Origin of the sequence: Desulfitobacterium sp. (genome assembly GCF_035539115.1) — a bacterium.
GTDB lineage: Bacteria > Bacillota > Desulfitobacteriia > Desulfitobacteriales > Desulfitobacteriaceae > Desulfitobacterium_A.
The window spans coordinates 1-24,361 of record NZ_DATLJA010000039.1 but is presented as its reverse complement, the minus strand read 5'-3'; the positions used below and the strand labels follow the sequence as shown (position 1 = coordinate 24,361).

General features: G+C 44.2%; 29 protein-coding genes. All 29 read right to left on the bottom strand.

Features of this window, described 5'->3' with window-relative positions; translation table 11 throughout:
* Positions 1–10: 10 nt before the first annotated feature.
* A complete protein-coding gene (locus VM640_RS07140; RefSeq protein ID WP_325390772.1) occupies positions 11–766 on the bottom strand; it encodes a prepilin peptidase in 756 nt (251 codons plus the stop codon).
* 41 nt (positions 767–807) lie between these two features.
* Positions 808–1,305, bottom strand: a complete 498-nt coding sequence (locus VM640_RS07135) for a type II secretion system protein (RefSeq protein ID WP_325390735.1) — start codon at positions 1,303–1,305, stop codon at positions 808–810.
* Positions 1,306–1,324: 19 nt separating this feature from the next.
* The gene (locus VM640_RS07130; protein ID WP_325390734.1) at positions 1,325–2,554 is read right to left on the bottom strand and encodes a type II secretion system F family protein; all 1,230 of its coding nucleotides are present in this window, start codon (positions 2,552–2,554) and stop codon (positions 1,325–1,327) included.
* A 15-nt stretch (positions 2,555–2,569) separates the two neighbouring features.
* The gene (locus tag VM640_RS07125) at positions 2,570–3,607 is read right to left on the bottom strand and encodes a type IV pilus twitching motility protein PilT (protein WP_325390733.1); all 1,038 of its coding nucleotides are present in this window, start codon (positions 3,605–3,607) and stop codon (positions 2,570–2,572) included.
* Complete coding sequence (locus VM640_RS07120; protein WP_414647927.1) at positions 3,594–5,390, bottom strand: GspE/PulE family protein; 1,797 nt, start codon at positions 5,388–5,390, stop codon at positions 3,594–3,596. Before VM640_RS07120 ends, VM640_RS07125 begins: the two co-directional genes overlap by 14 nt.
* A gap of 17 nt (positions 5,391–5,407) precedes the next feature.
* A complete protein-coding gene (locus tag VM640_RS07115) occupies positions 5,408–5,794 on the bottom strand; it encodes a hypothetical protein (protein WP_325390732.1) in 387 nt (128 codons plus the stop codon).
* Positions 5,795–5,796: 2 nt separating this feature from the next.
* Positions 5,797–6,303, bottom strand: coding sequence for a PilW family protein (locus VM640_RS07110; protein WP_325390731.1), 507 nt, complete (start codon positions 6,301–6,303; stop codon positions 5,797–5,799).
* A 291-nt stretch (positions 6,304–6,594) separates the two neighbouring features.
* On the bottom strand, positions 6,595–6,993 hold the full coding sequence (locus tag VM640_RS07105; RefSeq protein ID WP_325390730.1) for a type IV pilus modification PilV family protein: 399 nt from the start codon (positions 6,991–6,993) through the stop codon (positions 6,595–6,597).
* 3 nt (positions 6,994–6,996) lie between these two features.
* Positions 6,997–7,413 (bottom strand): type II secretion system protein GspG, encoded by a 417-nt coding sequence (locus tag VM640_RS07100; RefSeq protein WP_325390729.1) that lies wholly within the window; start codon positions 7,411–7,413, stop codon positions 6,997–6,999.
* Between the two features lie 585 nt (positions 7,414–7,998).
* Positions 7,999–8,580: a Uma2 family endonuclease gene (locus VM640_RS07095; RefSeq protein WP_325390728.1), complete on the bottom strand. Its 582-nt coding sequence runs from the start codon at positions 8,578–8,580 to the stop codon at positions 7,999–8,001.
* 14 nt (positions 8,581–8,594) lie between these two features.
* The gene (locus VM640_RS07090; RefSeq protein ID WP_325390727.1) at positions 8,595–9,257 is read right to left on the bottom strand and encodes a hypothetical protein; all 663 of its coding nucleotides are present in this window, start codon (positions 9,255–9,257) and stop codon (positions 8,595–8,597) included.
* A 123-nt stretch (positions 9,258–9,380) separates the two neighbouring features.
* Positions 9,381–9,524, bottom strand: a complete 144-nt coding sequence (locus VM640_RS07085) for a hypothetical protein (protein WP_325390726.1) — start codon at positions 9,522–9,524, stop codon at positions 9,381–9,383.
* 955 nt (positions 9,525–10,479) lie between these two features.
* Complete coding sequence (gene aroB, locus VM640_RS07080) at positions 10,480–11,562, bottom strand: 3-dehydroquinate synthase (protein ID WP_325390725.1); 1,083 nt, start codon at positions 11,560–11,562, stop codon at positions 10,480–10,482.
* On the bottom strand, positions 11,546–12,073 hold the full coding sequence (locus VM640_RS07075; protein WP_325390724.1) for a shikimate kinase: 528 nt from the start codon (positions 12,071–12,073) through the stop codon (positions 11,546–11,548). The genes aroB and VM640_RS07075 overlap by 17 nt, the downstream gene beginning before the upstream one ends.
* A gap of 33 nt (positions 12,074–12,106) precedes the next feature.
* Positions 12,107–13,258 carry a chorismate synthase gene (gene aroC / locus VM640_RS07070; RefSeq protein WP_325390723.1) on the bottom strand — a complete coding sequence of 384 codons (1,152 nt, stop codon included), beginning with the start codon at positions 13,256–13,258 and terminating at the stop codon, positions 12,107–12,109.
* A gap of 47 nt (positions 13,259–13,305) precedes the next feature.
* Complete coding sequence (locus VM640_RS07065; protein ID WP_325390722.1) at positions 13,306–13,740, bottom strand: prepilin-type N-terminal cleavage/methylation domain-containing protein; 435 nt, start codon at positions 13,738–13,740, stop codon at positions 13,306–13,308.
* Between the two features lie 12 nt (positions 13,741–13,752).
* Positions 13,753–14,583 carry a shikimate dehydrogenase gene (gene aroE / locus VM640_RS07060; protein WP_325390721.1) on the bottom strand — a complete coding sequence of 277 codons (831 nt, stop codon included), beginning with the start codon at positions 14,581–14,583 and terminating at the stop codon, positions 13,753–13,755.
* 76 nt (positions 14,584–14,659) lie between these two features.
* Positions 14,660–15,190 carry a YqeG family HAD IIIA-type phosphatase gene (locus VM640_RS07055; protein ID WP_325390720.1) on the bottom strand — a complete coding sequence of 177 codons (531 nt, stop codon included), beginning with the start codon at positions 15,188–15,190 and terminating at the stop codon, positions 14,660–14,662.
* A 283-nt stretch (positions 15,191–15,473) separates the two neighbouring features.
* On the bottom strand, positions 15,474–16,316 hold the full coding sequence (locus VM640_RS07050; RefSeq protein WP_325390719.1) for a flavodoxin family protein: 843 nt from the start codon (positions 16,314–16,316) through the stop codon (positions 15,474–15,476).
* A 48-nt stretch (positions 16,317–16,364) separates the two neighbouring features.
* The gene (locus VM640_RS07045; RefSeq protein ID WP_325390718.1) at positions 16,365–16,850 is read right to left on the bottom strand and encodes a PaaI family thioesterase; all 486 of its coding nucleotides are present in this window, start codon (positions 16,848–16,850) and stop codon (positions 16,365–16,367) included.
* Positions 16,851–17,048: 198 nt separating this feature from the next.
* Positions 17,049–17,798 (bottom strand): RNA polymerase sporulation sigma factor SigK, encoded by a 750-nt coding sequence (gene sigK / locus VM640_RS07040; RefSeq protein WP_325390717.1) that lies wholly within the window; start codon positions 17,796–17,798, stop codon positions 17,049–17,051.
* A 99-nt stretch (positions 17,799–17,897) separates the two neighbouring features.
* Entirely contained in the window at positions 17,898–18,440 is a 543-nt protein-coding gene (gene pilO / locus VM640_RS07035; RefSeq protein WP_325390716.1) for a type 4a pilus biogenesis protein PilO, read from the bottom strand.
* A 113-nt stretch (positions 18,441–18,553) separates the two neighbouring features.
* Positions 18,554–19,102 (bottom strand): PilN domain-containing protein, encoded by a 549-nt coding sequence (locus tag VM640_RS07030; RefSeq protein WP_325390715.1) that lies wholly within the window; start codon positions 19,100–19,102, stop codon positions 18,554–18,556.
* Positions 19,103–20,098, bottom strand: a complete 996-nt coding sequence (gene pilM / locus VM640_RS07025) for a type IV pilus biogenesis protein PilM (RefSeq protein ID WP_325390714.1) — start codon at positions 20,096–20,098, stop codon at positions 19,103–19,105.
* Positions 20,099–20,131: 33 nt separating this feature from the next.
* On the bottom strand, positions 20,132–22,486 hold the full coding sequence (locus VM640_RS07020) for an Ig-like domain-containing protein (protein WP_325390713.1): 2,355 nt from the start codon (positions 22,484–22,486) through the stop codon (positions 20,132–20,134).
* A 42-nt stretch (positions 22,487–22,528) separates the two neighbouring features.
* Positions 22,529–22,942 (bottom strand): hypothetical protein, encoded by a 414-nt coding sequence (locus VM640_RS07015; RefSeq protein WP_325390712.1) that lies wholly within the window; start codon positions 22,940–22,942, stop codon positions 22,529–22,531.
* Positions 22,943–22,954: 12 nt separating this feature from the next.
* Positions 22,955–23,542 carry a PilW family protein gene (locus VM640_RS07010; RefSeq protein WP_325390711.1) on the bottom strand — a complete coding sequence of 196 codons (588 nt, stop codon included), beginning with the start codon at positions 23,540–23,542 and terminating at the stop codon, positions 22,955–22,957.
* Between the two features lie 14 nt (positions 23,543–23,556).
* On the bottom strand, positions 23,557–23,919 hold the full coding sequence (locus VM640_RS07005) for a type IV pilus modification PilV family protein (RefSeq protein WP_325390710.1): 363 nt from the start codon (positions 23,917–23,919) through the stop codon (positions 23,557–23,559).
* 28 nt (positions 23,920–23,947) lie between these two features.
* Positions 23,948–24,361: hypothetical protein (locus VM640_RS07000; protein ID WP_325390709.1), on the bottom strand; the 414-nt coding region annotated here is incomplete at its 5' end.

Sequence of the window (24,361 nt, the reverse complement as noted above, 5' to 3'; positions counted from 1 at the left end):
TCATCCTGATTTAGAATTGGGTAAGATATGCTTGAATAAGCCAATCTCCTCCAAATAAGGCAGCACAAGCGCCTAGTGCTAAGAACGGTCCAAAAGGGATCTGCGTTCGAAATTTTCTGCGTCGAAAAACCATCCCCAGAAGCCCCAAGATCGAACCAAGCAAACTCGCAATAAAAAGGGCAAGCAAGATTTTGGGAAATCCCAGAAAAGCACCCATTCCGGCGATCAGTTTAACATCCCCTAAACCCATCCCCTGAGGATAAATTTTAGCGATCAACCAGAAAACGCCCCCTGCTCCGATCGCTGAGGCAAGGCTTTCTGCTCCAGAAAGTCCCATCGGGAGGAACAGAGAGGACCCGATTCCAAGGAAGAGTAGAGGAAGTGTCAGGACATCTGGTAGGCGAAAGGTATCCTTATCAATGAGTGCTAAGGCCAAGAGAACAGCCAAAATAGTAAAATGAACCCAAAGCACAAGGAGGGTTTCCGTAGGGTTCGTCCATGCCCAGAGAAAAAACAGCAAACCCGTCAGAAGTTCGACTCCAGGATAACGCCAAGATATTTTGGAACCGCACGTATGGCACCGCCCACGGAGTACCAGAAAACTGAAGATGGGAACTAACTCCCAGGCTTTTAGAAAATGGTCACATTGAGGACAGTGCGAGCGCGGTTTGACAATGGATTCACCTCGGGGTACCCGATAAATAACGACGTTTAAAAAACTACCGATGATAAGACCGAAAATTCCCCAAAACAAGCTAACAATCATCTTGTCCACATTTTTACCTCATTTGTTCATGTTATAAACTTCTAATTACTTGAAGTCCAGAGTACCTCTTTTAACTCAGAGTTGTATGCCCGCACCTCAGCTCCCGAACCATCTGTTGAAAGATAAATCATGATTAAATGAGTAGGTGGAGTTGTGGTTGTAGTAGGTATTTGTCCATCTGTACCAAGAGTTGTTACCCCAAATCCTTTTTTGGTATCATCTGTTCTCTGCTGAGTGGTCGATTTATCTAATTTGCTAATGTACTTAGGAATGAAATTAGTGACTGTGGCTATTACCATACCCTCAGGTGCGGAAAGTTCCACGGTCGATTTCGGATAGATTCCATTTTCCGCCTGATAGCGGTCTAAGGCGGTCTTCACTTGATGAGCCGTGGCAATGTCCGCATTTTTACGAGCTAGGTCTGAGCTTGAGCTGATTTTGGGAATGGTGATCGCGGCCATAATCGAAAGTATGACAACCACCATCAGGACTTCAACTAAGGTAAACCCTTCCCGTTCAACCCCCTCCTGTTTGTCCATTTTCCCCTATCCTCCATTTTTATTGAATTTTCGTCCCGACATCGAAAATAGGCATCATCACTCCAATTGCCACTGCTCCGATGATTGCTGCCATCCCCATCACTAATACTGGACCTAAGATCGAAGTTAATCGTTCCATTTTTTCTTCTAAGTCCCGTCGCGTCATCTTGGCCAAATGTTGCAGAATTGTACTCAATTGACCCGACTCCTCACCGATTGCCCAAAGGAGAGCCACATCAGGCGGGAAAAACGAGTCAGACTGGAGTATTAGGGAAAGACGTCTTCCTTCACGGGTCGCGTGAATCAGTTCCCGAATTTTTCCTTTCATGGCGGGTAGACGCACCGTTTCTTGGGCAAGGTTCAAAGCATCTGCTAGAGGAATGCCAGCCTCCATCAAGGTTCCAAGGATTCTGAAAAACTGAACCTGGTCACTTTGTTTATAAAGTGATCCCCACAAAGGCGTCCATCCCAAAAATTCAGCTCCTTTTTCTCTCCAGCCTTTTCCATGCTTCAGACGTAAGAAAGCTATTCCCCCCAAAACACCTGCGAGTATCAGACTAATGATGAACGGTAGCCTGCGAGCAACCGTAAAAATGACTTGAGTCATGATAGGCAAGGAGCTATCCAAATTGCTGAAAATCTGTTCATAAACAGGTAAGACGAAAATACCAAGTACAAAAATAACGACAAGTGCTAAAACGAAGAGAAAACCAGGATAAGCTAAAGTTTCTTGAATCTTATGACGAAATTGGTACTCCTCTTCTAGATCTCGCGCTAGTTGATTCAAAATCTCGGATAATTTACCGGCTTGTTCACCTGCTCGAATTAAGGCCCGGATGGTTTGAGTAGGGGGTGGCTTAATGTAATCCAAAGCTTCCGAAAGCGCCAGACCGGCTTCGATAAATCCTTTTACCTCCCCCCAATTCGTCTGGGGACCCGGCCTCGCCTTTCTTCGTTCTTGAAGAGTCATCAGCTCAAGAGCAGAGATAATCGGGATTCCCGCTTCGAGAAGCATTCCTAAGCGTTGAGTGAGGTTCGCCCAAAACCGAAGAGAATTCCAGCGAAAATCAAAGGCCTGAAGTGCAGAAAGAAGCTCCATAAGTCTATTGGAAGAACGAATCCGAAGGGGATAATAGCCTTCGAAAAATAAACGCCGTCTGATTTCGGCTAAGCCCGTTCCTTGCCAGGTGCCTTGAATGATTCGGCCTTCAGCATCAGCCGCCTTCCAAGAATATTCTCGAACCTCCATCCCGCATACTCCTCTTTAGCGCCCCAGCGCCTGTAACTTCTCCTGCGCTAACTCCGGCGAAATCAAGCCCTTCCGTGCTAAATCCTGAATTCCTTTTTCCATGGTCTGCATCCCTAGTTTACCTCCCGTTTGAATCACGGTTGGCAACTGATGGTTTTTGCCCTCGCGAATTAAATTGCGGACGGCTTGGGTCACCATTAAAATTTCGAAGGCAGCTACTCGACCTTGTCGGTCAGCCCGGGGCAAGAGTTGCTGTGCTAAAACTCCCTGTAACACCGCCGCAAGCTGAACCCGGATTTGTTGTTGTTGATAAGGCGGAAAAACGTCAATCATCCGATCTACCGACTGAGTCACATCATTTGTATGAAGGGTACTGAAGACCAAATGGCCGGTTTCGGCCGCAGTCACTGCTGTACTTATCGTCTCTAAATCCCGCATTTCCCCCACAAGGATTACATCCGGATCCTGACGTAAAACTGAACGGAGGGCGCTGGCAAAAGAAAAAGTATCATTGCCAATTTCGCGTTGATTGACGAGGCTTAACCGATGCTGGTGAAGATATTCAATCGGATCCTCAATTGTCACTATATGGGCGGAACGCGTCCGGTTAATATAGTCGATCATCGAGGCTAAGGTTGTCGATTTACCACTACCCGTGGGACCCGTCACTAAAACTAACCCTTTTTCAAGTTTGGCTAACTCAATGCAAACCGGAGGTAATCCCAAACTTTCGGGAGTAGGGACAGTAAAAGGAATAATCCTGATGACGACAGCTACTGAACCCCGTTGTCGAAACGCATTCACCCGAAAACGTCCTACTCCCGAAAGACTATAGGAAAAATCGAGTTCACCCTGTTCTAAAAAGCGTTGTGCTTGACTCTCCTTCATCAGGGAATTGGCTAATTGTTCGAGCTCCTGAGCGGCCAATTTTTCCTCCCCGAAGGGAGTTAAAAAACCATCGATTCGGAAAACCGGAGGACTTTCGACCGTCAAATGAATATCTGATGCTTTGTGTTCGACCGCTAATTGAAGTAACGATTCAATACTGATCATTGGCTACACTCCAAACTTCTTCTAGTGTTGTTAACCCTTCCCTAACCTTGTTTAATCCGTCTTGGTACAGAGTGACCATTCCTGCATTTAAGGCAGCTCGCTCAATCTCCTGCGCACTCTGCTGAGCTAATACTAAATCCTTGATCTGATGATCATAAAATAATAATTCATGAATACCGATTCTCCCCAAATATCCGTTTCCCCGACAACTAGGGCAGCCCTTAGCTTGATAAATCTCGCCAAAGGTTTCATCAAACCCTAGCGAATTGAGTTCAACCGCGCTTAAGGCTCGAGTTTCTTTGCATTCCTCACACACTCTTCGGACGAGACGTTGCGAAAGCACTCCCCGGATTGCGCCCCCTAATAAATAGGGCTCGATACCCATATCCATCAACCGCGTTAAGGCTTCAGCCGCCGTATTGGTATGCAGCGTCGAAAGGACTAAATGTCCAGTCAAGGCTGCTGCAATCGCAATTCGCGCGGTCTCTTCATCCCGGATTTCTCCGATCATGATCACATCAGGGTCTTGCCTAAGAATCGCTCGCAATCCCTTTGCAAAAGTTAGACCAATACGAGCATGGACTTGAACGTGGACAACACCAGGCAAGCGGTATTCAACAGGATCTTCAATGGAAACGATGTTCAGTTTCTCTGAGGTTAATTCTCGAAGAAGTGCATAGAGGGTTGTCGTTTTGCCGCTCCCCGTCGGTCCAACCACGAGAATAATTCCATGGGGTTGTTTGAGTAAAAACCTCATTCCTTCTTCAACTTCTGAACTCATCCCTAACTGCTGCAACGTTCGCTGGGCCGTATCCGGATTAAGCAGCCGGACAACAACTTTTTCCCCATGCACCGTTGGCAGGGAAGACAGCCTCAAATCAATCCGCTTACCGGCGACGGTTAATTCCGTTCTTCCATCTTGAGGTAAGCGTTTCTCCGCGACATCCATACGTGACATGACTTTCAAGCGAGCAATCAGGTTCCGAGCTACCGCTAAAGGAAATTTCTGTCGCGTTTCCAAACATCCATCAATTCGATAACGGACGACGAATTCTTTTTCTCCCGGCTCCCAATGGACATCACTGGCCCCTAAGGAAACTGCTTCCATTAGTAAGGAATCTACGAGCCGTACGGTTGGGGCATCGTCATCGAGGTCTCCCAAGTGTTCAAAACCTAAAGGCTCTTGTTTCAAATCTTCTTTTTGGCTGGAGGCTAATTGGGCAACTGAATTTTCGACAGTGACATATTTACGGATAGCTGCCTCAATCTCATCCTGATCGGCCAAAAAGGGCTCAACTTGATACCCCGTTAAAACTCGAATATTGTCAATCACTTGCAGATTGCCCGGATCCACCATGGCTACCTGCAGCATACCCGTCTGAAGCTTCAGCGGTATCAACGTATAACGCCAAGCCATTTCCTCTTGGATCAGCTTGGCAATACCCGGATCGATTTCGACTCCGGTCAGTCTAATCCGAGGGACCCCTAAATAAGAACTTAAGGCTTGGAACATCTCCTCCTGTTCCAAGAAACCCTCCCTAACCAGACATTGGCCAAGCCGTTCTTGTGACTGCTGTTGGCTTTTCAAAACGTGTGAAAGTTGACCCGAGTCAATTTTTCCGTGATCCAGCAAGAACTTGCCAAAACCGCCCTCCCCTAAATAACGTCCTGATCGTTCTCTGCCTCTAAGCTGTTTTCCCCAAGATGATTCCTCTTTTATGCTCGATTCTTCACTTTTCCATGGCTTTTCTTTCTTTTGATGATACCAGCCCTTAATATCCACTGCCGTTCTCGTGTAACTTACTGATAGATTTCCTGATATTGAGACATAATCCAGTGGCCAGGATCCAGAGAATCTGGAGATAAGAAAACCTGAATCTTCCGACGAACTAAACCATTTTGAGCATCAGAAGTTACCCAATACCCCCCTTCTCCTACCGTGACCTTGATAACCACCGTTCCTTCTCCTATCGTGCGTTTTCCCCCGGTAAACACAGGATTTATGATAAGTTCTGATTTTGCCCACTCCAGCCCGCCCTCTGAAGCATAAACGGCTTGACGGCTTAACGCTTCTCTCTTAGCCATCCGATTTTCGGATTGGGCTTTAAGATAGGCTTCTAACCCAAACGTTGCGAACGCTGAAAAAAGGAGAAGGATAAGAAGCGTTGCAAATCCTTTTTCTCGCAAACTTACAGTTGGGGCGGAAGAAAGGTCCGCTGGCGGCTTTTTCCCGTCCAATTTACGGTTTGCTGACCGACCTGCGCTTGAAGCGTTACTGTCCACAATCCTGCCTCTCCTTTCGTACATTTCCAGCTGATAATTCGGCTAGTGACTGGATTGGGTACCCCTTTATGTTCTAAATACAAATCTTTAACTCCATCATAATCTTTATCCGCAATATAGTAGAAATCGTGACTTGCCCCCTGAGTCCAGGGCAAGATACGGAGAACCCCGTTATTGTCCCAGTCAACGGTCTGCGCTGCCCGGATGTCATCAAGAACAGTTCGTCCTGCATTTAAAACAGCGAAATGAGCTTCCATCTGATCTTTGACTTCTCGCGTTAGACGCCATTGTTCAGTAAACAAGCGCAAAGAAAACGTTAAAATAATTCCAATCACAACCAGTGCGACCAGCACCTCAGTCAGAGAAAATCCCCAATCCTTGACTTCTTTGTTAGGCTTCTTTGTTGTAGCCATTCCCTTACTTTCAGCTCCTTCTAACCTGAAAAGTCCACTAGGATAGCTATGACCCCAAAGCGTAGTTTTTCGCACAAAAGTGAACGATTTCGCGGAGGGGTGTTCAGGCGCACAAAGCTTTCGTGGGTTAGCGGCGCCAGTGGTTCACTTCAGGTAATACCCTATGGTTTGGCAGAGCTCCCACGGAAGCAAATGTGCCAGCCCAGGAGCGGCTAAGTAAACGGATGTGCGAGAAGCTACACGACCATCAACTTTTCATCCTCTGCTGATGCTGTGCACTGGCATGAATGTCTACTCTAAATAATACAACGTGGTTAAGTCATACGTGGATAGGTGTCCTTTTTTCGGCCAGGTCACTTGAGTTGTTACTTTCAAAAGAACATTTTCTGATTCCCAGGTGGATTGGATACTCCATTGAAATCCGTTTTCCGAGCCTTGCACCTTACCTCCGGGTATACATTTTCCTTCCGCGAAATTCTCCGGCCAGGGATGAGCTGAAAGCTGTTCCATAAGATTTTGGGCCAGATTAGCTGCTTCTGTAGTCACCAAAGCATCTCGAGAATTTTGACTAGCCCCTTCAGTTAAGCCATAAAGTGCTGCGAAACTCATTGTCCAAAGGAATAGGGCGATAAGCACATCGATTAAGACAAAACCATTTTTTCTTCTTTCCCACTTCTTTTCACTCTGCATTGCTTAAGTTCCTACGCGTCCCTGCGCATCCAAGAAATAGGGTTGTCCATCCGGCTGAAGGGGGATCTTTTCAAGATAAGGGCCACGCCACCCATGAACCTCCGGCGGTGAAGAAACCAGATCTTCCAGACGGTTCGGAAAAACTCCGGTATCCAATCGATAAATTTCAACTGCTCCCTTGATTCGTATCGAGTTAGCTTGCTGTGCTTGATCCCGAGAGAAAAGTATGGAGGAACCATATTTCGGTGTAACTTGAGCAAGAATCATCCCAAAAACCGTAAGCGTAAGTAACACTTCAAGTAGCGTAAAGCCAGCGGACTTTGCTGCCGCGCAAGTTGCGCGCCTCGAATTCTTAACGAATTCTTCTACCGCTACATCATTCATTTGCGAAGCCACTTCCACCTGCTTAATCTTCATCATCTCACCTCTACTCGACGTTAGCCTCGTCATTTATGTATAATTTGACTTTCCAAGATGTTGTAATTTACTATTTACCTATCTCTGCTCGTATTCCTCTTTTTTTAAGTGACCTTCGACATAATTTATCTCATTCTTTAAAGATAAGTTATACTCCCTAGTTTTAAAACATATTTCTGCGACATATCCGCACTCGTGTCGAAATTAAACACAAAATAAGGGAATCTGATCATAGATCAGTAGAACCCATGTTCGCTTGAATGTTAAAGAAAACTTGGCTTGCGCCAAGCTTCTAGCGTAGGCGGAAGCCTTAGTTGCACTTATGCTATCTGCCCAAAACTTATACTTTCTGTTAGTATAAAGAAAACCCGGCTTTCGCCGAGCTTTGCGATAAAGAAGACTTGGCCAGCGCCAAAGCGATGGCCTTAGTCGCCTTATCCTGCCGGACTTAACTACGTGCATCGTAGGAAAGCGAAAACCGCTGGTTGCACTTAGAGTTTATCTGCCAAAAATTTATACTTTCTGTTAGTATAAAAAAAAGTTCTCTTTTAACAAGAGAACGAATTATTGATATTGATTGAAGATGTTTCAATCCGTATATCCAAAAACGGGTTTTAAATCAATTACGAGATCTGGAAAAATGCTTACTTTAATTTTGTCTTCTTCTGAATATACATCGGGTCTACCGTATCTTTGATTTTCCTGCTGGATAAATACACTCACAAGCTTGTTCTCTGGTTCCACAATCCAATACTCTTTAACGCCGGCTTTTTCATACTTATTGAACTTATAGAGCCGGTCCATTTTGCCAGTGGACGGGGAGATGATTTCAATGATCAGGTCTGGTGTTCCGTAATAGCCCGTTCCTTTCAGCTTGGAGGAATCGCACACTATAGTAATATCCGGCTGGAGGACGCTAGTAACATCCTCATCCTTTTCCTCAGATTCAGGTAATCTTAAATCGAAGGGTGCTGCAAAGACCTGGCATGGTCTATTACGCAAATACTCACCAAACTGTAACAGTAATTCTCTGGATATGCTTTGATGCTGCCAGGTTGGAGCTGATTGCATATAAGCAGTTCCATCGATGATTTCCCAGCGTTCATTTTCTGGCCAGGTTAAATAATCTGCATACGTATATTTTTTATCCGTTTGATGAGGGATGGGCATAAACTCAACTCCTTTTAAAGTTTATTTAGATATTTATTGAAGTCCGGAGGGGCTTGATAGAAAGCATCTTTATTAATATTATTCTCTGTTACTACAGATATTCTGTCTAAGATTCGGTCGATATTCCCTTTCCCAATGCGTTCAATCACGGAATACTGCGGATAACTAAGCAAGAGCTGACCGTTTACCGTAAGATATTTATCTAGGAATTCCGAACGACTTAATTTTAGACTTTCTCTAAAAGTAACTAGGTTTATAGCGGCCTGGCGTTTATCTTTAAACTGAGAAATATCTAAGTATCCTTGAACAATCAGCTCAGGTTCTAAATAACGACGAATGGCTTCCTGTGTCCATGAGCTGCGGTTAATACCACGCTTATTACTCTTTTTTTTAAGGTTAAGAAGGATATCATCGACCGATGATATCAGATCCGGGGGCATAGTAAGACTAAAACATCGGTGAGCCTGGTTTTTTCGGCGAGCAATGCCAGTTTCACTGGATTCCTCATAAAGTGTATTCACCGAAATATTAAAATTCCCACTGGCCAGCATCTTCGTCCAGGTTTCAGCGATAACTTCCCAAACTGGTTTTTCGAGTGCTTCAGCGTATTTTTCGATTGCAATTTTAAGTTCTTTCGTACCCACATAAGCTTTAACCTGAACTGTAGCTGTGGCCATGGTCTACACTCCTTGTTCTAATTCACTAACTCTTTTTCCTGTCTATAATGGCGGTCATCGCTACTATAAACCAGATACATTCCAAAGTGGTAAAGGAAAATATCTATCTCATCACTTATGTACTTATCTATAATCATTTTGATAAAAAGTCAGCCGTATGATTACCGGCCATACAGCTCCTGAATGCCCTGGCATACTATTAGCATTTACATCTCGAAAGAATTTATCTAATTTTAGGATTTTATCTTCGATTAATTCAGTTTTCATATTTTTATTCCTCCTTTAGAATTTTTGTTTATTAATATTATTATAAATGATTACGGTTTATATTACAATATTTCAACTGCAGATTTAGAATTTTAAACATCAGCCAAGCTTAAATGGGTATCCCTGGACGAAAAATGATCTTGCGAAGCTAGATCTAAGGTGATTTAAAAGTGGCTGCCAAGGGTATGGTCTTTTAACCTCCCCTGCCTAGTCCCTGATTCAGGGTTATGCACCACCTTTAAGACTATTTATCTGTACAGCTCCGTAACCTTCACACAGAAAATCTTTCCTACACATACCCGCCTGCAGTATCTGTTTTACCACGTATGCAGTGACTGATGTTACTGTGCGATATTCCTATTATGGATTCGGCTTCCAAAGTATTTTTAAAACGAGCTACTTCATTAACCTATGAAAGGTTGATTCTATTTGGGGTAAATCCATACGTTGCCCAACGTGAAGCTAATCGTGAACGAATCACTAAGGTTCCGTCCCGGAACCATTGGAACATCCGTCCGGAATAGTTGGAACCAACCTTCCGAACGGGTGGAACTTTAAACCGTAATATTCACGTAGATCCGGTAATAGTTAAGCCGTTTACTTCGTGTAGCTGGAAATATAAATAGGAAAGGGAACAAATATTGTGTTGCTCCCCTTTCCTTCAGCAGAAACCAACCGAGCGCTCAGGTTGCTCTTCAGCATTGCCTTACCCTCTCAAGTTGGCAAGAGCCACCTATAGTTTAACCAAGGAGAATGAAAGCCGCTGGTTGCACTTATACTATCTGCCTGCCCCCAAATTTATACTTTCTGTTAGTATAAAGAAAACCCGGCTTTCGCCGAGCTTGCGAAAGCGAAAACCGCTGGTTGCACTTATGCTATCTGCCCAAAACTTATACTTTCTGTTAGTAAGAAAAAACCGCCCTAAAAGGCGGCAAAACTTGAATACAATGAATTCCTATTCTGTTATAACCTTTTCCCACGCCCGAAGAATCTCCTCATCACGAGCGTCTCGTACCACTAAAGCATGACCAATCTTCTCGGGCAGAATCAGAACTTTCTGGCCATCTTGGTTTTTCTTGTCTGCTTCCATCAGGCGGAGGAGAACTTCAGGATCTTTACCCTGAATGCTGACCGGTAACCCTAAGCCTTTGACTAAGTTCAAAATACTCTTAACCTCTTCCGGATTTATTAATCCTCGTGCTTCGGCCAGATAAGTCGCGGCGATCATGCCAATACTGACCCCTTGGCCATGGGAAATTTCCTGATAAGCAGCCTCCGTCTCCAGCGCATGTCCGAAACTATGCCCTAAATTTAAAAGCATCCGTTGTCCCTTTTCCTTCTCATCTTCCATCACTAATTTGACTTTGACTTGAAGAGAACGCACAGTTAGCTCCTTGTAAATTTCGGGTGTCCAAGCTAGGATTTCTGGTTGATGGCTTTGCAAAAAGGAAAAAAGCTCAGGATCAGCAATCACGGCATGTTTGATCGTTTCGGCCAGACCATTTTGGACTTCTTCCCACGGTAGCGTTTGTAGGGTTGAAAAATCCGTCCACACGACAAGCGGGGGATAAAAAGCACCTAAGAGGTTCTTACCAGCCGGATGATTGACCGCTGTTTTCCCACCAATGCTGCTATCCACTTGCGCGAGTAACGTCGTTGGGATCTGGACGAAACGAATTCCTCGCATAAACACACTGGCAAAAAAACCTGCGAGATCGCCAATAACTCCACCTCCAAGGGCAAGAACCACACTATGGCGATCCGCACCGTAAGCAACCGCTTCGGAAGTTAAGGCGCTGAGCCGTTCGAGTGATTTTTCCTCTTCTCCGGGAGGAACAACTAAAACATCACAGCGAAAAGCTGAAAGCCCTTTGAGTAAACGTTCCAAATAATATTCCCCGACCTGGGGATGAGTCACAATGAGCAGATGTTGTGATCTGCCAACTTTCTCCTCCAAGTATGCGCCTAACTCTTCGAGGGTCGTCCCTAAAAATATGGAATAGGGACGCGAGGAGGCCACCTCAATTTTTTGTTTCATCTTTAATTCTCCCCTCGATTTTGCCAAGAATCTCATCGACGACTTCATCAATATCGAGTTCTGTAGTGTCAATAATGAGATCCGCTTGATTATAAATCGGCTGCCTAGAAAGCAAGAGCCGTTGGTCTTCTTCTCGGCCTGCTTTAAGGAGAGGACGATCATTTCGATTCCCAATGCGCTCGAGAATGGTATCAATGGGTGCAAATAACGCAATAATGAGTCCGAGCTGAGAGAGGGCCTCCCAGTTTTCTGGCTGCAAGGGGGTACCGCCACCGGTTGCAATGACCAGCTTTTTCCGTCCCAACAAGTGTTTAATCAAAACTGTTTCTTCCGAGCGGAATCGCGTTTCTCCATGTTTGCGGAATATTTCCGGGACACTTATCTCGCTAATTTCTTCAATGGCAGCATCGGTATCAAGAAAATCCCAGTTCAAATGCTTAGCCAACCTTTTACCTACCGAAGTCTTTCCAGTTCCCATAAAACCAATTAAAACTATATTTTCTATATTCACGCCCTCAACCCCACTCTCAACCAGCTTGCTCTTTTACTGTAATTTCAAATATTCGCGGTACTCCTGCCAAACCCTTTTCAATTCGAGCATCGTATCGGCTGGAAATTTCTCCAAAACGGCTTGAGTGATTTCCCAGGCAACCACGTGTTCTAAGACAACAAGTGCAGCTGGTACAGCACAAATATCACTACGTTCAATGCTCGCCTGAACTTCCGCCTTCGTTTCCAGGTTTACCGTTCTTAAAGGATGATAAAGAGTGGGAATGGGTTTCATCGCGGCTTGAAGGATCACGGGCTCCCCATTGGTCATTCCACCTTCAATTCCTCCGGCATTGTTCTGCGTCCGTTTATACCCTTCGCCCGAACAATAAACAATCGGGTCGTGAACCTCAGAGCCGAAACGCTTCGCTGCCTCAAAGCCTAATCCAAAGGAAACACCTTTCATCGCCTGCACCGATAAGACAGCATGTGCTAATCTTCCGTCCAATTTACGATCCCATTGAACATAGGAACCGAGTCCAGCCGGCAGGTTCAAAACCTGAATCTCTAATATCCCACCCAAAGATTCCCCTAAACGCCTAGCCTCGGCAAGCTGTTCAAATAAACGCTGTTCTCCGTCCAAATCCCCGACTTTCCATTCTGACTGGGCTACGCGCTCCCATTCTTGTTCGGTATTCTCCCAATGTAGATCAACGGATCCCACGGTAACGACACGGCCACGGATTTGAACCCCTAAATCCGTTAATAACTGACGAGCAAGATTACCCACAGCCACCCGCATTGCAGTCTCGCGCGCACTTGCCCGTTCCAAAACATTCCGTATCTCCGTCCGATATTTAAGTGACCCTGTTAGATCTGCATGTCCTGGACGCGGGGCTAGTACTTTCTTACTCTCCCAATCTACGTCTTTTCCTGAGGTCATTACGTTTTCCCAGTTCGCCCAATCCCGGTTCTTTACTTCCAACGCGATTGGGGCTCCTGTCGTCAATTCGCCACGAACACCAGCCGTAATAAGCACTTCATCCTGCTCTATCTTCATTCTTCCGCCTCGGCCCGGACCTTTTTGTCTTTCCTGGAGCGCTCGGTCGATTTCCTGCTTCGAAAGCGTTAACCCGGATGGTAACCCTTCCACAATTCCGGTCAGTTTAGGCCCATGCGATTCTCCTGCTGTTAAGTAACGTAACATCACTATTCCCTCCGCTTAGTTATGTTGATCTGCTCTATAATTTTGGATCAATTCACGATTTCTTCGCGAACCCTGGCTGTTACGGGCATCATAATCACATTCCTTTTTAATTTGTCCGCCTTTAAATTAATTGTCCCGCCGATATTCGGGGATCCCGACGCATAAAATCTGAAATCTGCAGGGGCATTTTCCATAATTACTCCCTTAGGCAGATAAATATCCTTAAGCGGTTTGCCTTCGCGGGTAATCCGATAAAAACCCTCAGCATAGAAAAATTTAACCTCGTACCACGTACGCTCGGAAAGCGCTGCCTGGCGAGTATCACGTATTTCCTGGACAAGTTGGGTTGATGCTAATGCTAAATTTCGTTCATTCTGTTGGACAGGCAGCTTTACCAATAAAACAAAGCCTGCGCCGGAAAGAAGGACAAGCACGAGCAGCAACTCAATTAGGGTATAGCCCGAACGTGAACGGCTTAGCATCAAAAGCTCCCCCTATCCTTTTTTCGGTAGCGCCTCCAATAACCCTTTTTTCATACCCTCAACCGGGGCTTGTCCCCCGAGCCAAAATTCCCAGGCGAGAGCACCTTGGTAAAGAAGCATTCCCGCTCCATTCAGCGTACGGCAGCCCAGCTCCCGTGCTTCCCGTAAAAATGGGGTTTCCCAAGGATTAAAGATAATATCAACAACCAGTGTTTCCGCAGAAATTCCTTTTAGGGAAAAGGGATACTTCTCCTGTCTTAAACCGAGAGATGTCGTTTGAATTAATAATTGAGCAGATTTAAGCCAGTCTCCATTTCCCCAAGATTGGACAAGCGCTTCCCCTCCATGGCTATTAATTAACTCTACAAGTTTTTGAGCACGTTCTGGGGTCCGATTTAAAACGGTGATTTTCACTTCATAAGGCAAGAGCGCCATAGCGATTCCTTTCGCCGCTCCACCCGCTCCTAAAATTACAACTTGTATGCCTTTTTCTAACTTTAAATCGTCTTGTAGCGAATGAATAAACCCTTGTCCATCCGTGTTATGTCCGAGTAATCGTCCATCCTCTTGCACTTTAACGGTGTTAACTGCGCCTGCTTCCAAGGCTTCAGGAGTCAACTCGTCGAGCAAAGGAATAATCTGTTCTTTAAAGGGTACTGTAACATTCCACCCTGTGAAGCCTACAGCTTTCAAGCCTTGAACCGCTTGGGACAACGCACTGGGTTCAACCTGGAGTCGTAAATAATCAGCCTCTAATTCCAGTTCTCGATAGCCTCCACGATGCATCGCTGGAGAAAGGGAATGTGCAATTGGATTGCCGATAACCGCAAAATGTTTTTCCAAAATCCCTTCTCCTTTCGATTTTTTGACGATAAATTTAACAAAACGGAATGGTACCCCATTCCGTTTCTTATTCCAATCAGCGGGCTTTTGGACTATGGAGCTTAGCTGTTGTCAATCGTTTGATGAACCAGATGAGAACCCGCTCGGCCATGCGCATCAAGCGCGTACCGATAAACTCCCGATCACTGATCGGTAAGACAAGAATGGTCGAAAGGCCTAAGCGATTTCCTCCCATAATATCTGTAAACAGTTGATCTCCAATGACCACCGTATCCTTTTGTCCAGTACCTAGGATCTTCATTCCCGCCCGAAATGCCCGCCGACGCGGCTTAGTCGCCCGAAAAATGAAAGGAATCCCTAAGCGTTCGGCGACGACCGCTACCCGTTGTTTCTTTTTGTTATTCGATACCACACAAGCTTTAATACCCGTTGCATGAAGTTTTTCAAACCACTCGACGACTTTGGGCCCAACCTCCAAGTCATTCCAAGGGGTCATGGTATTATCTAAATCAATGATCAGTCCATGAATTCCACTCTCAGCCAATCGTTCAACGGATATGTCATCCAAGGATTGTGCTTGAAAGGTGGGTGTAAATAGTTCGAACATGTTACCCCCCAAAGTCGCCAGTTTTTACTTATTATATCCCAGCACGCAAGCTGTAGCAAGCTCACTTTCACATCTCTAGGCTATATTCTATTCTTCAAAATTTGGGTCGTGTAGCTTCTGGTCTCTTTTGGTCTTTCGTGAAGTTTTTAGAATAGTCATTATTTCTTCGTTACCCTCTTCTATTCCTGCACTATTTACAGCCCATTGAACTTTTCTAATGAAAAACACTCCCGATAAAAAGGGAGTGTTCATGGAACCTAGGTCTATTCGATTATTACCAGAACTACTCCTGTGGAGGACTAAGCCAGGTATCCTTTCCTTTATAGGGATCTCGTATTACCGCCAACTCCTTGCGGCGGGAAATGAATTCCTGAACTTTGCCGCGTAACCAGCCCTGGAAATGTTCCTTTAAATGCTCTTTATCAAACATGCGCTGCGAATCACCATAAATCCATTCGATCCCTTTTTCGCCTGGAACCAGACGTGCTGATTGACCACAGATCGGGCAAACTGCTGTCGTAGGTTCGGGAAATTTCCATATTTCCGACCAACACGTTGGACACTCTCCTCGCTTGGCTTGTCGCGCTTCGCCAAACAAAGATTGACCCATTTCCTGAACTCGGGATAAGGCTTCAGAACTTATAATTCCTTCACCAGGTAAAGCTCCAAAGAACGCATGACTGTCTTTCAGCCCAAATCCCATGAACCTGGCCATGGCGTTAAGCGCGGTTAACGTATAGCCGTCCCATCCCTCGATGCCATAAGTAGCGATAACCACACAGGGCTTGCCCCACAAATCATCGATATATTGAGTCAGGGCAATCATGCGATCCGCCAACACTTTGGTCACTGCAGCAGGCCCAAGAACATAACAAGGAGCGGAAAGAATGATTCCGTCGGCAGCTTTTATCTTTTCTAACAAAAAATACAGGTCATCATTTTGGGAACATTGTTTACCGGGTATCAGGCAAGTATAACATCCGCGGCATAGATCCAACTTTAGATCAGCCAATCTGATGAGCTCCAATTGACAATCCTCTCCAGCCGCAGCCGCCACCTCTTTGGTCAGAATTTCACCATTGGCGAGCTTGCGTTGAGAAGCCACTAGACCTAGAATTTTCTTCATTTTCTACCCCTCTTCTCGTTAAATCATTTACAAGTCCATTGGTATCTTTTAGTCGATGAATTTAGGAGGTAAACTCTCTCCCTGTGATAATCCAATAGCTTGATTGATCGTTTGCATGCCTGGAGTGATCATCAAAGTTGATGTTCCCTGGGCCAGAATTCTCCCTTCAAGATTGGTGACTGCCGCTTCCGCTAAACTTATCGTTTTGCCGACCTTGATTTTTTTCCCCTTAACAAGGATTTTACCGGAGCTGATTGGGGCTAAATAGTTCATTTTAAGATCCAACGAAACTAATCCAGTATCTTCATCCTGTTCACAATAGGTTGACCAATATGCGGCAGTATCCACTACTGAAGCATAAACTCCGCCATGAGTAGCACCAAAGGGATTATGATGTTTTCTTTCTAAATCAACTTCTAAGAGGCAGTACCCCACACCTAAGTCTTTAATGACCATTGATAAGAGTTCAAAATACGGTCCATGATTAACGAGATCTATTAAAGCTGAAATATGCCCCGGGTTAACCTTTCGCAACAAAGTCCCACCCCTCTGAACTATCGATAACTTCCATTCCCATAATAAACTGAATATTCTACTCTTTTTTAAGTTTAATCAATTTTCTTCTTTAAGTCAATCCTTGAATATCGTTCATAAAATAGATTGTTATCGACAACGATGGTAGATGGGATAGAGTAAGCCAGGCTATACCGCCTGACTTACTCTATCCCCTGATTATTTTCTAGGATTATGATCTTCCATTTCAATCATGAGCTTTTGAATAGCTTTCTTTTCTATTCTCGAGACATATGAACGGGATATGCCTAAAGCTCTCGCGATCTCACGTTGAGTCCTGCGTGGATTGTTCATCAGCCCGTAGCGAAGCTCAAGCACCAAGCGCTCCCGACGGGTGAGCTTTTTTACTTTATCCAAAAGGGCACGTTGTTCAAATTCGTTTTCCACTTTATCCGAGATCGCTTCGCCCTGTGAGGCTAAAACGTCCATCAGCGAAATTTCATTACCTTCCTTATCAACCCCAATTGGATCGTAGATTGAAACTTCTCCGCGCGACTTCTTAAGAGACCGCAGATGCATCAGAATTTCGTTCTCAATGCAGCGAGCGGCATAGGTCGCCAATTTCGTCCCCTTCGCCGGATTAAAGGTATCAATTCCCTTAATTAAGCCAATCGTACCGATCGAAATTAAATCATCACTGTCTTCCCCAGTGCCATCGAACTTCTTCACAAGATGGGCCACCAAACGGAGATTATGCTCAACGAGTTCATTCCGGGCATGTTCGACCTGCCTTAAATCTTTCACCTCACAATCCGGACTTTTGATTGCTCGTAGAATTTGTAGATAGCGGGCTTCGTCCACTTCATTCAGAGGCTGGGGAAATGCATTATTATTAATATACGATACAAGAAGGGTTACCCCTTTAAGCACTGATAAAGCAATACTGACCGCTAAGATTTCCGTCAACATGTTGTCCCACCCCTTTCGCGCCTTGTTTTAATTTCTATGCGCTGAGAGGGGGAATTCTGCTTTTCCCATTGAGAATTTTCAGTACTTTTTGAGATCAGCTTATGGGGTAAACATTTTCGCCGGCGAATCGACCCCGAATGATGATTTCATAAAAGCGGGCTTGGTGCCAGGAGTCAAGCTCGAACTTGGACTGGAGTAGGCTGCGAGTTTCAGCTCCGCTTTCATTACCCCTTTTTGTGTTGACAAATTAACACCTCTTACCGCAACTCGGAGAGAGGACCCTTGCTGTAAATTTTGGATGAGGGTAAGTACAGAAGCGGGTGAACCCTCACACGTAAAGCTCATATTGATCTCTTGATAACTTTCTATATTTTGAACACTATCAAAAGTTAACGATTGAGGATTCACCCCCTCTTGTTTCGCTAAGACATATAAATCGACTAGGAGTTGGGCATTGTCTAGCTTCCCATGCATCTGTGTACTCTGCTGTTGCATTTTGCTCTGTAAACCCTGAGCCTCTTTCTGAAGTTGGGGAAGATTAGACTGAGCCTCCTGTAATTTTTGATAATAAGCTTCTCGTTTTGTCAGCTCTTGGCTTTGCGCTTGCAAAGTCGCCCACTGAGGTAAAAAAAGATAAGTCACGTAGGCATAGATGACGCCTGCGATTACTATACCTGCTAAGATTACCTTCTCAAATTGTTCCTTTTTCAGACGAGTTCACCTACCTGTCTGTCTATTCCGTTTAATTTTGGTCATTACTTTAATTTAAGATCTAAAGACATTTTCTGAATTTTATCCTCTAGTGAAACCGTCTTAATATCGACTTTTTCAAACAACCCCGAGTTCTGGAAGCTAAGCCAGAAGCGCGCAACATCGACAGGAGTCGGTACACTGAGCGTCATCTTGACGCTTTTATCTGGTTGCAGGGAAAAAGAAGAGATCGTCGTTCCTGCCGGAAGAAGATCCTTTAACTTTTCGAGGAGGGGACCAGGATCTACCGTATTCTGCTGAACTAGGTTAATCATTTGCTGTTGATTTTGCATCTGAACCTTGAGATCATCAACCTTCTTAACTTGTTGATCAACCTCGCTCAGAGCACTGATTTTCTGATTCATGGCGTTAAGGCCGTATTGGATTTTATACGACCAAATCCAAGGTAAACTTCCCAAGAGAGCTAACCCAAGAACTCCTCCCCCAATTCGCAAAATAATCCGGCGTTTCCGACGTGCCTGATGGACTCCGCTTTGAAGAGCTTGAATCTGTTCCCAGCGTAGTGCAAAATTAAAATCCTTATTTTCTCGCATTTAGTCCTCCCGCAAGGCTAACCCATACAGGCTGCCATACTTTACCCAACCGTTTTCGGAGAACTTCACTTTTCTGCCATAGGAAGGTTTCCATTCATCTATGAATCCTAAATGTGTGGGAATTTCTAATTCCGTCTCAAAGAGTTCCGCTAGATACGGTAAAGGGGCTAATTCTCCGGTGAGATAAATTTCATCCACGTTTTTTCCAAAGTGTCGCATGGCAAAAAAACTTAAGAATTCCGCTAAGGTTCTAAAAACTGGACTAAACGTCTGTGCCAATTCCAACTGAACACGCTCTGCTTGTTCAGGATCCTGCGGGGTTTCTTCTAGATATTGTGGCAACTCTGCTAGATCTGCCGCTAAATCTGAATAGAGGAAGAAAACTCCATGTTCCAGCAAAAGAAATTCAACCCCATCCGAGTTGATATCTACGATGGCCAAATCTTTGGGTTGCTCCCCAGAATTTTTTTTCAGGGTTCGCCTGCTTAACCGAGCATACAGCCGAGCTAAACAATCTGACGCTAAGTCGACGACTTTCGGTTCCAGCCCAACTTCTTGCCACATCGTCCACATCGGTTCCCAATGATACTTCGGTAAGGCGGTGACAAGAACCTTGAGTCGTTTTTGTCCCTCATCCTCGATCTGCTCAACAATCCGGTAATCCACCAAATAATCTTCAATATTGACCGTAAAATATTGCGCAACCTGTTCAGTCAACAATTTCTCTAAATCTTTGTCAGAAAGCACAGGCAGAGTAATCATCCGCGTGATCACACCTGGGCAAGATAAGGTGAACTCTAATTTCTTGAGCGGTACTTTTTTCTTTTTAAGCCACGTCCTCAGTTTTAGAATTTTAGAGACTGGCGACTCCGCTTCTTCTTGCTCATATTCACTTAGAGCTAAAATATTCAGGGTCGTTTTACGCTGCGCTACTTTCACTTTAGCGATCACCCAACGATTTCCGCGCACGAAGGCGACCCACTTTTTCTTCTTCAAGATGCTTAATCTCCTCTATAAAGCTAGATATCCTTAAGGGAGAAGTTCCTTCTCCCAAACTGGCCCCTCAACTTGCTGAGGAGGAGGGTATTTGACAATTTGCCCCCATGTTAAGATACCTGAAACTGATTTCAAATACGAGGGAATGCCTGTTGGTGTAAGCGTTTTCGTCACATTACTAGCCTCACTGCTAACAGTAACCACGCCACTTCCCGCTCGGAATTTAAAATCGGGTGTCGAAACTGTTGTCCCACTTAAATCCCATGTACTCACTGAGGTCTGAGAATCTTCTTGGTTCTGAACAAATTTACCTTGACTATCATCATATTTTTCCACATACACTTGAGCGTTACCAATAGATTGGTAGAAATAATCCTGGGCAACACGAATCTGCCCACCATATAAGGTAAATGTTGTCCCTTGATTCTGCACCGCAGCTTGCGTTGGTGCCAAAGGCGTAACATCCGGCCTATCCTTCGGTTTTACAGTTAGACTTACATTGCGGATGACCTTCTCTTTAATGGCATCATCCTGATAAATGACGAACTGCACATGCAATATTGAATTCCCATCAATAGTAGGACTACTGAGCATAGAATATCTAAAATAAGAAGGATTAACAAGCGTTAGTGGATCAAAACAGGCAATATCCCAATTCGCAGCACTTCCAAACCACGTGGTATCCCAAACATAATCTTTGATGGGAGCTCCAGCTTTTGTATAAGCCTGTAAGTATACGTCAAGAAGCATGGGCTCCCCGAGATATGACCAGGTTGATTGATAAGCATTTGCCGGATCTACATCGTACCGGAGCTTTAAACTCGGAGTACTAATGAAGCCGAAATGGTCGAGGGTTTGCGCTTTCTGAACAATCAAGGTTGTAGAAGCACTCATTCCATTGTAGGATGCAGTGATCGTTGTGGTCCCGGCCGATAGACCTGTTGCTAAGCCTTTTTTATTTTCATTGTCTATAATCGCAACCGTTGGAACTGAGCTAGTCCATTGAGCAGAATTGGTGACCTCTTCGGTCTGCAGATCATAATGAGTTATTTTTGCAGCGTATTGCAGCGGATCATTTATATTAATCGTTTGATTTTGAGGGATAATCTCTAACTGCTCTACCTTGAGGTCAGCAGAGGCACTCATTCCATTGTAGGTTACAGTTATCGTTGTTTCACCGGGCGATAAACCCGTAGCCAACACTTTATTGTCCACATTGGTTACACTCGCAACCGATAAATTCGAGCTTGTCCATTGGGCAGAATTTGTGACATCTTGAGTTTGGAGATTAGAATCAGTTAGCGTTACTTGGTATTGCAGAGTTTTCCCTATATCGATCGTCTGAGGTTCAGAAGGGATAATTGTCAATTGCTCAACTGAAAGAGACGTTGTAGCAGTTCCCATATCAGAAGTCCATGACCCAATATCAATATAAAAACAATACGCATTGATCGTACTTGTCCCAGGCTTTATAGCCGTTGCAGAAGCCGTTTTCCCCAAAGATAAATTAAATGAATTAATTTTTACTATTGATGGATCAGAAGACCACCAAATCGTTAAATCTGATACATCCTTAGTCACTCGATTATTTCCATCGTAATAAAAGTAGTATGCTCGAAATTCTTGAGTATCGCCAACGTTAAGCGTTGAAGTTGACGGAATTATTTCGAATCCTCTATTAGGTTTTACTACGAGTTGTGCCCCTGTAATCAACCCTGAAAATGGATCTGTAGCAGTTATGGTTACTGTTCCTGGCGAGATCCCAGTTGCCAAACCCGTAGAATCTATGGTGGCAAAATTGGGCTCTGAACTCGCCCACGCAACACTGTTACTTACATTTTTAGAAGTATTATTCGGATAATTTAAAGTCGCTGTAAACTGCTGTGTTTGGCCAGAAATCACACTAGCATCGGAGGGGGATAAATTCAGTTGAAGCCCTACCCAGAATAAGTTGGTCGTATAATTAACTGCTATTTGCTTCTTATCATTCTTACTATTAATAACGCCCTCAGCGTAGATTTTCCATTGCCCACTTGTTGGAAAAATAACATCTACAGAGCCGGCAGATTCATTTGCAGGAATTGTGATAAAATACGGATCACCAATTCTCTGGTTCTGCGAATTTTCAAGGTAAATTGTTAGCGTAACATCAGAGTCTACAATAGCATCGTTCTTCTGACTCGGATTTGTCGAAAAAGCCCAAATTGTAGTCTTGATATTGCTTTGGTGATTATTGCCAATATCATTCACTTTATTTGTTCCAATGAAAGTGGAAGTGTCCTGAAGGGTAATCGCTTTAGCCGAATCCGCCCAAACTGGTTTTACAAAAAAGCACACACTTAGGATAGCCATAATCGGTAAAAGAAGGGATATTTTTTTTATTTTCATAACCTCCACCTCCTTTAGGCTCAGAGCTTCGCTAAGGTTGAACTAATGTTTGGGATAAGTATACTGTTCCTCAAGTACGCGTATAATTCCTTGCTTATCCGGATAATATCCAATGCTGGTTAACGTAAAAGTATAATTTTGTTCCGAGGGATGTATTTCCAGAGAAACATCAAATTCTCCTTTATCTTGAGGGTCAAAAGGATTAATCTTAGTAACCAAGTCCTTCTTGGTCAAATAGGGTGAGTTATCCATAAAATATGTCGCTGGATCATTGCGCACCATAGCTACCCCATAGTTAATTCCTGCTTCAGCCAAATAGAAGGCCTTTAAGCCCTTTTCTTCAGAGGTTTCTAACTTAAACTGATAGTTCACAAATGTGAACAATACTCCGGAAATCATTAAGAGTACCATGATGGCAATAACTGAAGTTAAAAGTGCCGAACCGCGTTCCCTCACGCCTACCCCTCCTTAATAAAGACGAACCCAAGTCACCAAGTTAAAGTTAGCCGTTGACGTGGGATCCTTGGCGTTCAAATTAATCTTGATCAAATGCCCACTTTGATCAGCAGGAGTAATTGTGATTGAGTCAATATATTCAGCTATGCGGTAGTTAGCATTTGGATTCTGAGTAATATCACGATACCATACTTCGTGTTTCACTAAATCGAAATAGATCCCCGTCCCTACCGGAAGATTATTTGGCTCTAACGGTACTGTGGGATTAAGGTCAAATAAACATATTTTCGTATCCGCTCCTGCGCTAGGATTACGGAAATAAATTCCCTTATCAAAGTCCGTGCTTCCATCATAATATGTAGCTTGATGTAAACGAATTTCATCAAGAATATGCATCATGGTCACACGGGCATTTTGTTCAACCGTACTTTGGCGTGTTACCGTATTCAGCACGTGAATTTCACCACGCATCATTTGGGAGACATATAACATTAAAAAGCCAAAGATAGCGATAGCTATCATCACTTCAATCAGGGTAAAGCCTTTAGAGTTTATTGTGGCTTTCTTTTGAAAGGAGCGCACAAATTTTATAGTTCTCATTTTAAATCACCCGCTTAAGGCCATACTCGGTAAGTCTTCATCGTAACTTTCAGGTAATCATCTTCGGGGTAAGTTAACGAGGATACTGTGACTTCGATCTCTTGAAGTGGTAATCCATCAACCGAGGTATTCACTACTTTAACATCGGGTTTGAAGGTATTAAAGGGAGGATCCGTCTCGGTTGGCTTATCTATCTTTTCAATTGCCGCTTCCAATTGACCTGCAGCGTAAAAAATCATTTGCTGTCGGATTTCCTGGCGTGCTCGGTAATGGAAAGCTACGCCGTTGCTTTGCGCAATAAATCCAACGCCAATCAGGAATATCGTAATCGCGACCACGACTTCTAAAATTGTCATTCCCTGATCACGATGCTTCATTTAATCACCTCACCTGATTCACTAAGCCTTAGGGCCAGGAAATTACCATGTTTGCTGTACCCGCCTCGATATTGACCATCACCAGCTGTGAAGTCTGGTTACCTTTTATGGCAATGGTTCCAGCTGATCCTGCAGGATTCGTCTGCAAAAATCCTCGATAATCAAAAAAAAGATACTGCTGTTCTGAGAGATTCGTCAAAAGTCCAATGCTTGATGCACTGTCAAACGCAAGCCTTGGATCAAACGTAAAGGGCTCTTCCAGTGAAGTCAGTTGTCTCGTCCCTGGATCAACGCTTACAAGTTGAACCTGATTTGCGGTTAATTCAACCCCAATATTTTTCCGTTCATCCATAGACATTTGTTTAGCCTGTCTTAGTCGGACCAAAACATTATTGGAAGCGGTCTCCATTCGGTAATGGTCCATCAGCGACTGATAATGGGG

Excerpts from the sequence above, each read along its gene's own strand:
- VM640_RS07030 (WP_325390715.1), bottom strand. The coding sequence starts at position 19,102 with ATGCGAGAAAATAAGGATTTTAATTTTGCACTACGCTGGGAACAGATT.
- aroB (WP_325390725.1), bottom strand. The coding sequence starts at position 11,562 with ATGAAACAAAAAATTGAGGTGGCCTCCTCGCGTCCCTATTCCATATTT.
- VM640_RS07010 (WP_325390711.1), bottom strand. The coding sequence starts at position 23,542 with ATGAGAACTATAAAATTTGTGCGCTCCTTTCAAAAGAAAGCCACAATA.
- VM640_RS07085 (WP_325390726.1), bottom strand. The coding sequence starts at position 9,524 with ATGAAAACTGAATTAATCGAAGATAAAATCCTAAAATTAGATAAATTC.
- VM640_RS07130 (WP_325390734.1), bottom strand. The coding sequence starts at position 2,554 with ATGGAGGTTCGAGAATATTCTTGGAAGGCGGCTGATGCTGAAGGCCGA.
- VM640_RS07050 (WP_325390719.1), bottom strand. The coding sequence starts at position 16,316 with ATGAAGAAAATTCTAGGTCTAGTGGCTTCTCAACGCAAGCTCGCCAAT.
- aroC (WP_325390723.1), bottom strand. The coding sequence starts at position 13,258 with ATGTTACGTTACTTAACAGCAGGAGAATCGCATGGGCCTAAACTGACC.
- VM640_RS07125 (WP_325390733.1), bottom strand. The coding sequence starts at position 3,607 with ATGATCAGTATTGAATCGTTACTTCAATTAGCGGTCGAACACAAAGCA.
- VM640_RS07005 (WP_325390710.1), bottom strand. The coding sequence starts at position 23,919 with ATGAAGCATCGTGATCAGGGAATGACAATTTTAGAAGTCGTGGTCGCG.
- sigK (WP_325390717.1), bottom strand. The coding sequence starts at position 17,798 with ATGTTGACGGAAATCTTAGCGGTCAGTATTGCTTTATCAGTGCTTAAA.
- VM640_RS07020 (WP_325390713.1), bottom strand. The coding sequence starts at position 22,486 with ATGAAAATAAAAAAAATATCCCTTCTTTTACCGATTATGGCTATCCTA.
- VM640_RS07095 (WP_325390728.1), bottom strand. The coding sequence starts at position 8,580 with ATGCCCATCCCTCATCAAACGGATAAAAAATATACGTATGCAGATTAT.
- VM640_RS07065 (WP_325390722.1), bottom strand. The coding sequence starts at position 13,740 with ATGCTAAGCCGTTCACGTTCGGGCTATACCCTAATTGAGTTGCTGCTC.
- VM640_RS07135 (WP_325390735.1), bottom strand. The coding sequence starts at position 1,305 with ATGGACAAACAGGAGGGGGTTGAACGGGAAGGGTTTACCTTAGTTGAA.
- VM640_RS07055 (WP_325390720.1), bottom strand. The coding sequence starts at position 15,190 with ATGTTCGAACTATTTACACCCACCTTTCAAGCACAATCCTTGGATGAC.
- VM640_RS07090 (WP_325390727.1), bottom strand. The coding sequence starts at position 9,257 with ATGGCCACAGCTACAGTTCAGGTTAAAGCTTATGTGGGTACGAAAGAA.
- VM640_RS07140 (WP_325390772.1), bottom strand. The coding sequence starts at position 766 with ATGATTGTTAGCTTGTTTTGGGGAATTTTCGGTCTTATCATCGGTAGT.
- VM640_RS07100 (WP_325390729.1), bottom strand. The coding sequence starts at position 7,413 with ATGATGAAGATTAAGCAGGTGGAAGTGGCTTCGCAAATGAATGATGTA.
- VM640_RS07105 (WP_325390730.1), bottom strand. The coding sequence starts at position 6,993 with ATGCAGAGTGAAAAGAAGTGGGAAAGAAGAAAAAATGGTTTTGTCTTA.
- VM640_RS07110 (WP_325390731.1), bottom strand. The coding sequence starts at position 6,303 with ATGGCTACAACAAAGAAGCCTAACAAAGAAGTCAAGGATTGGGGATTT.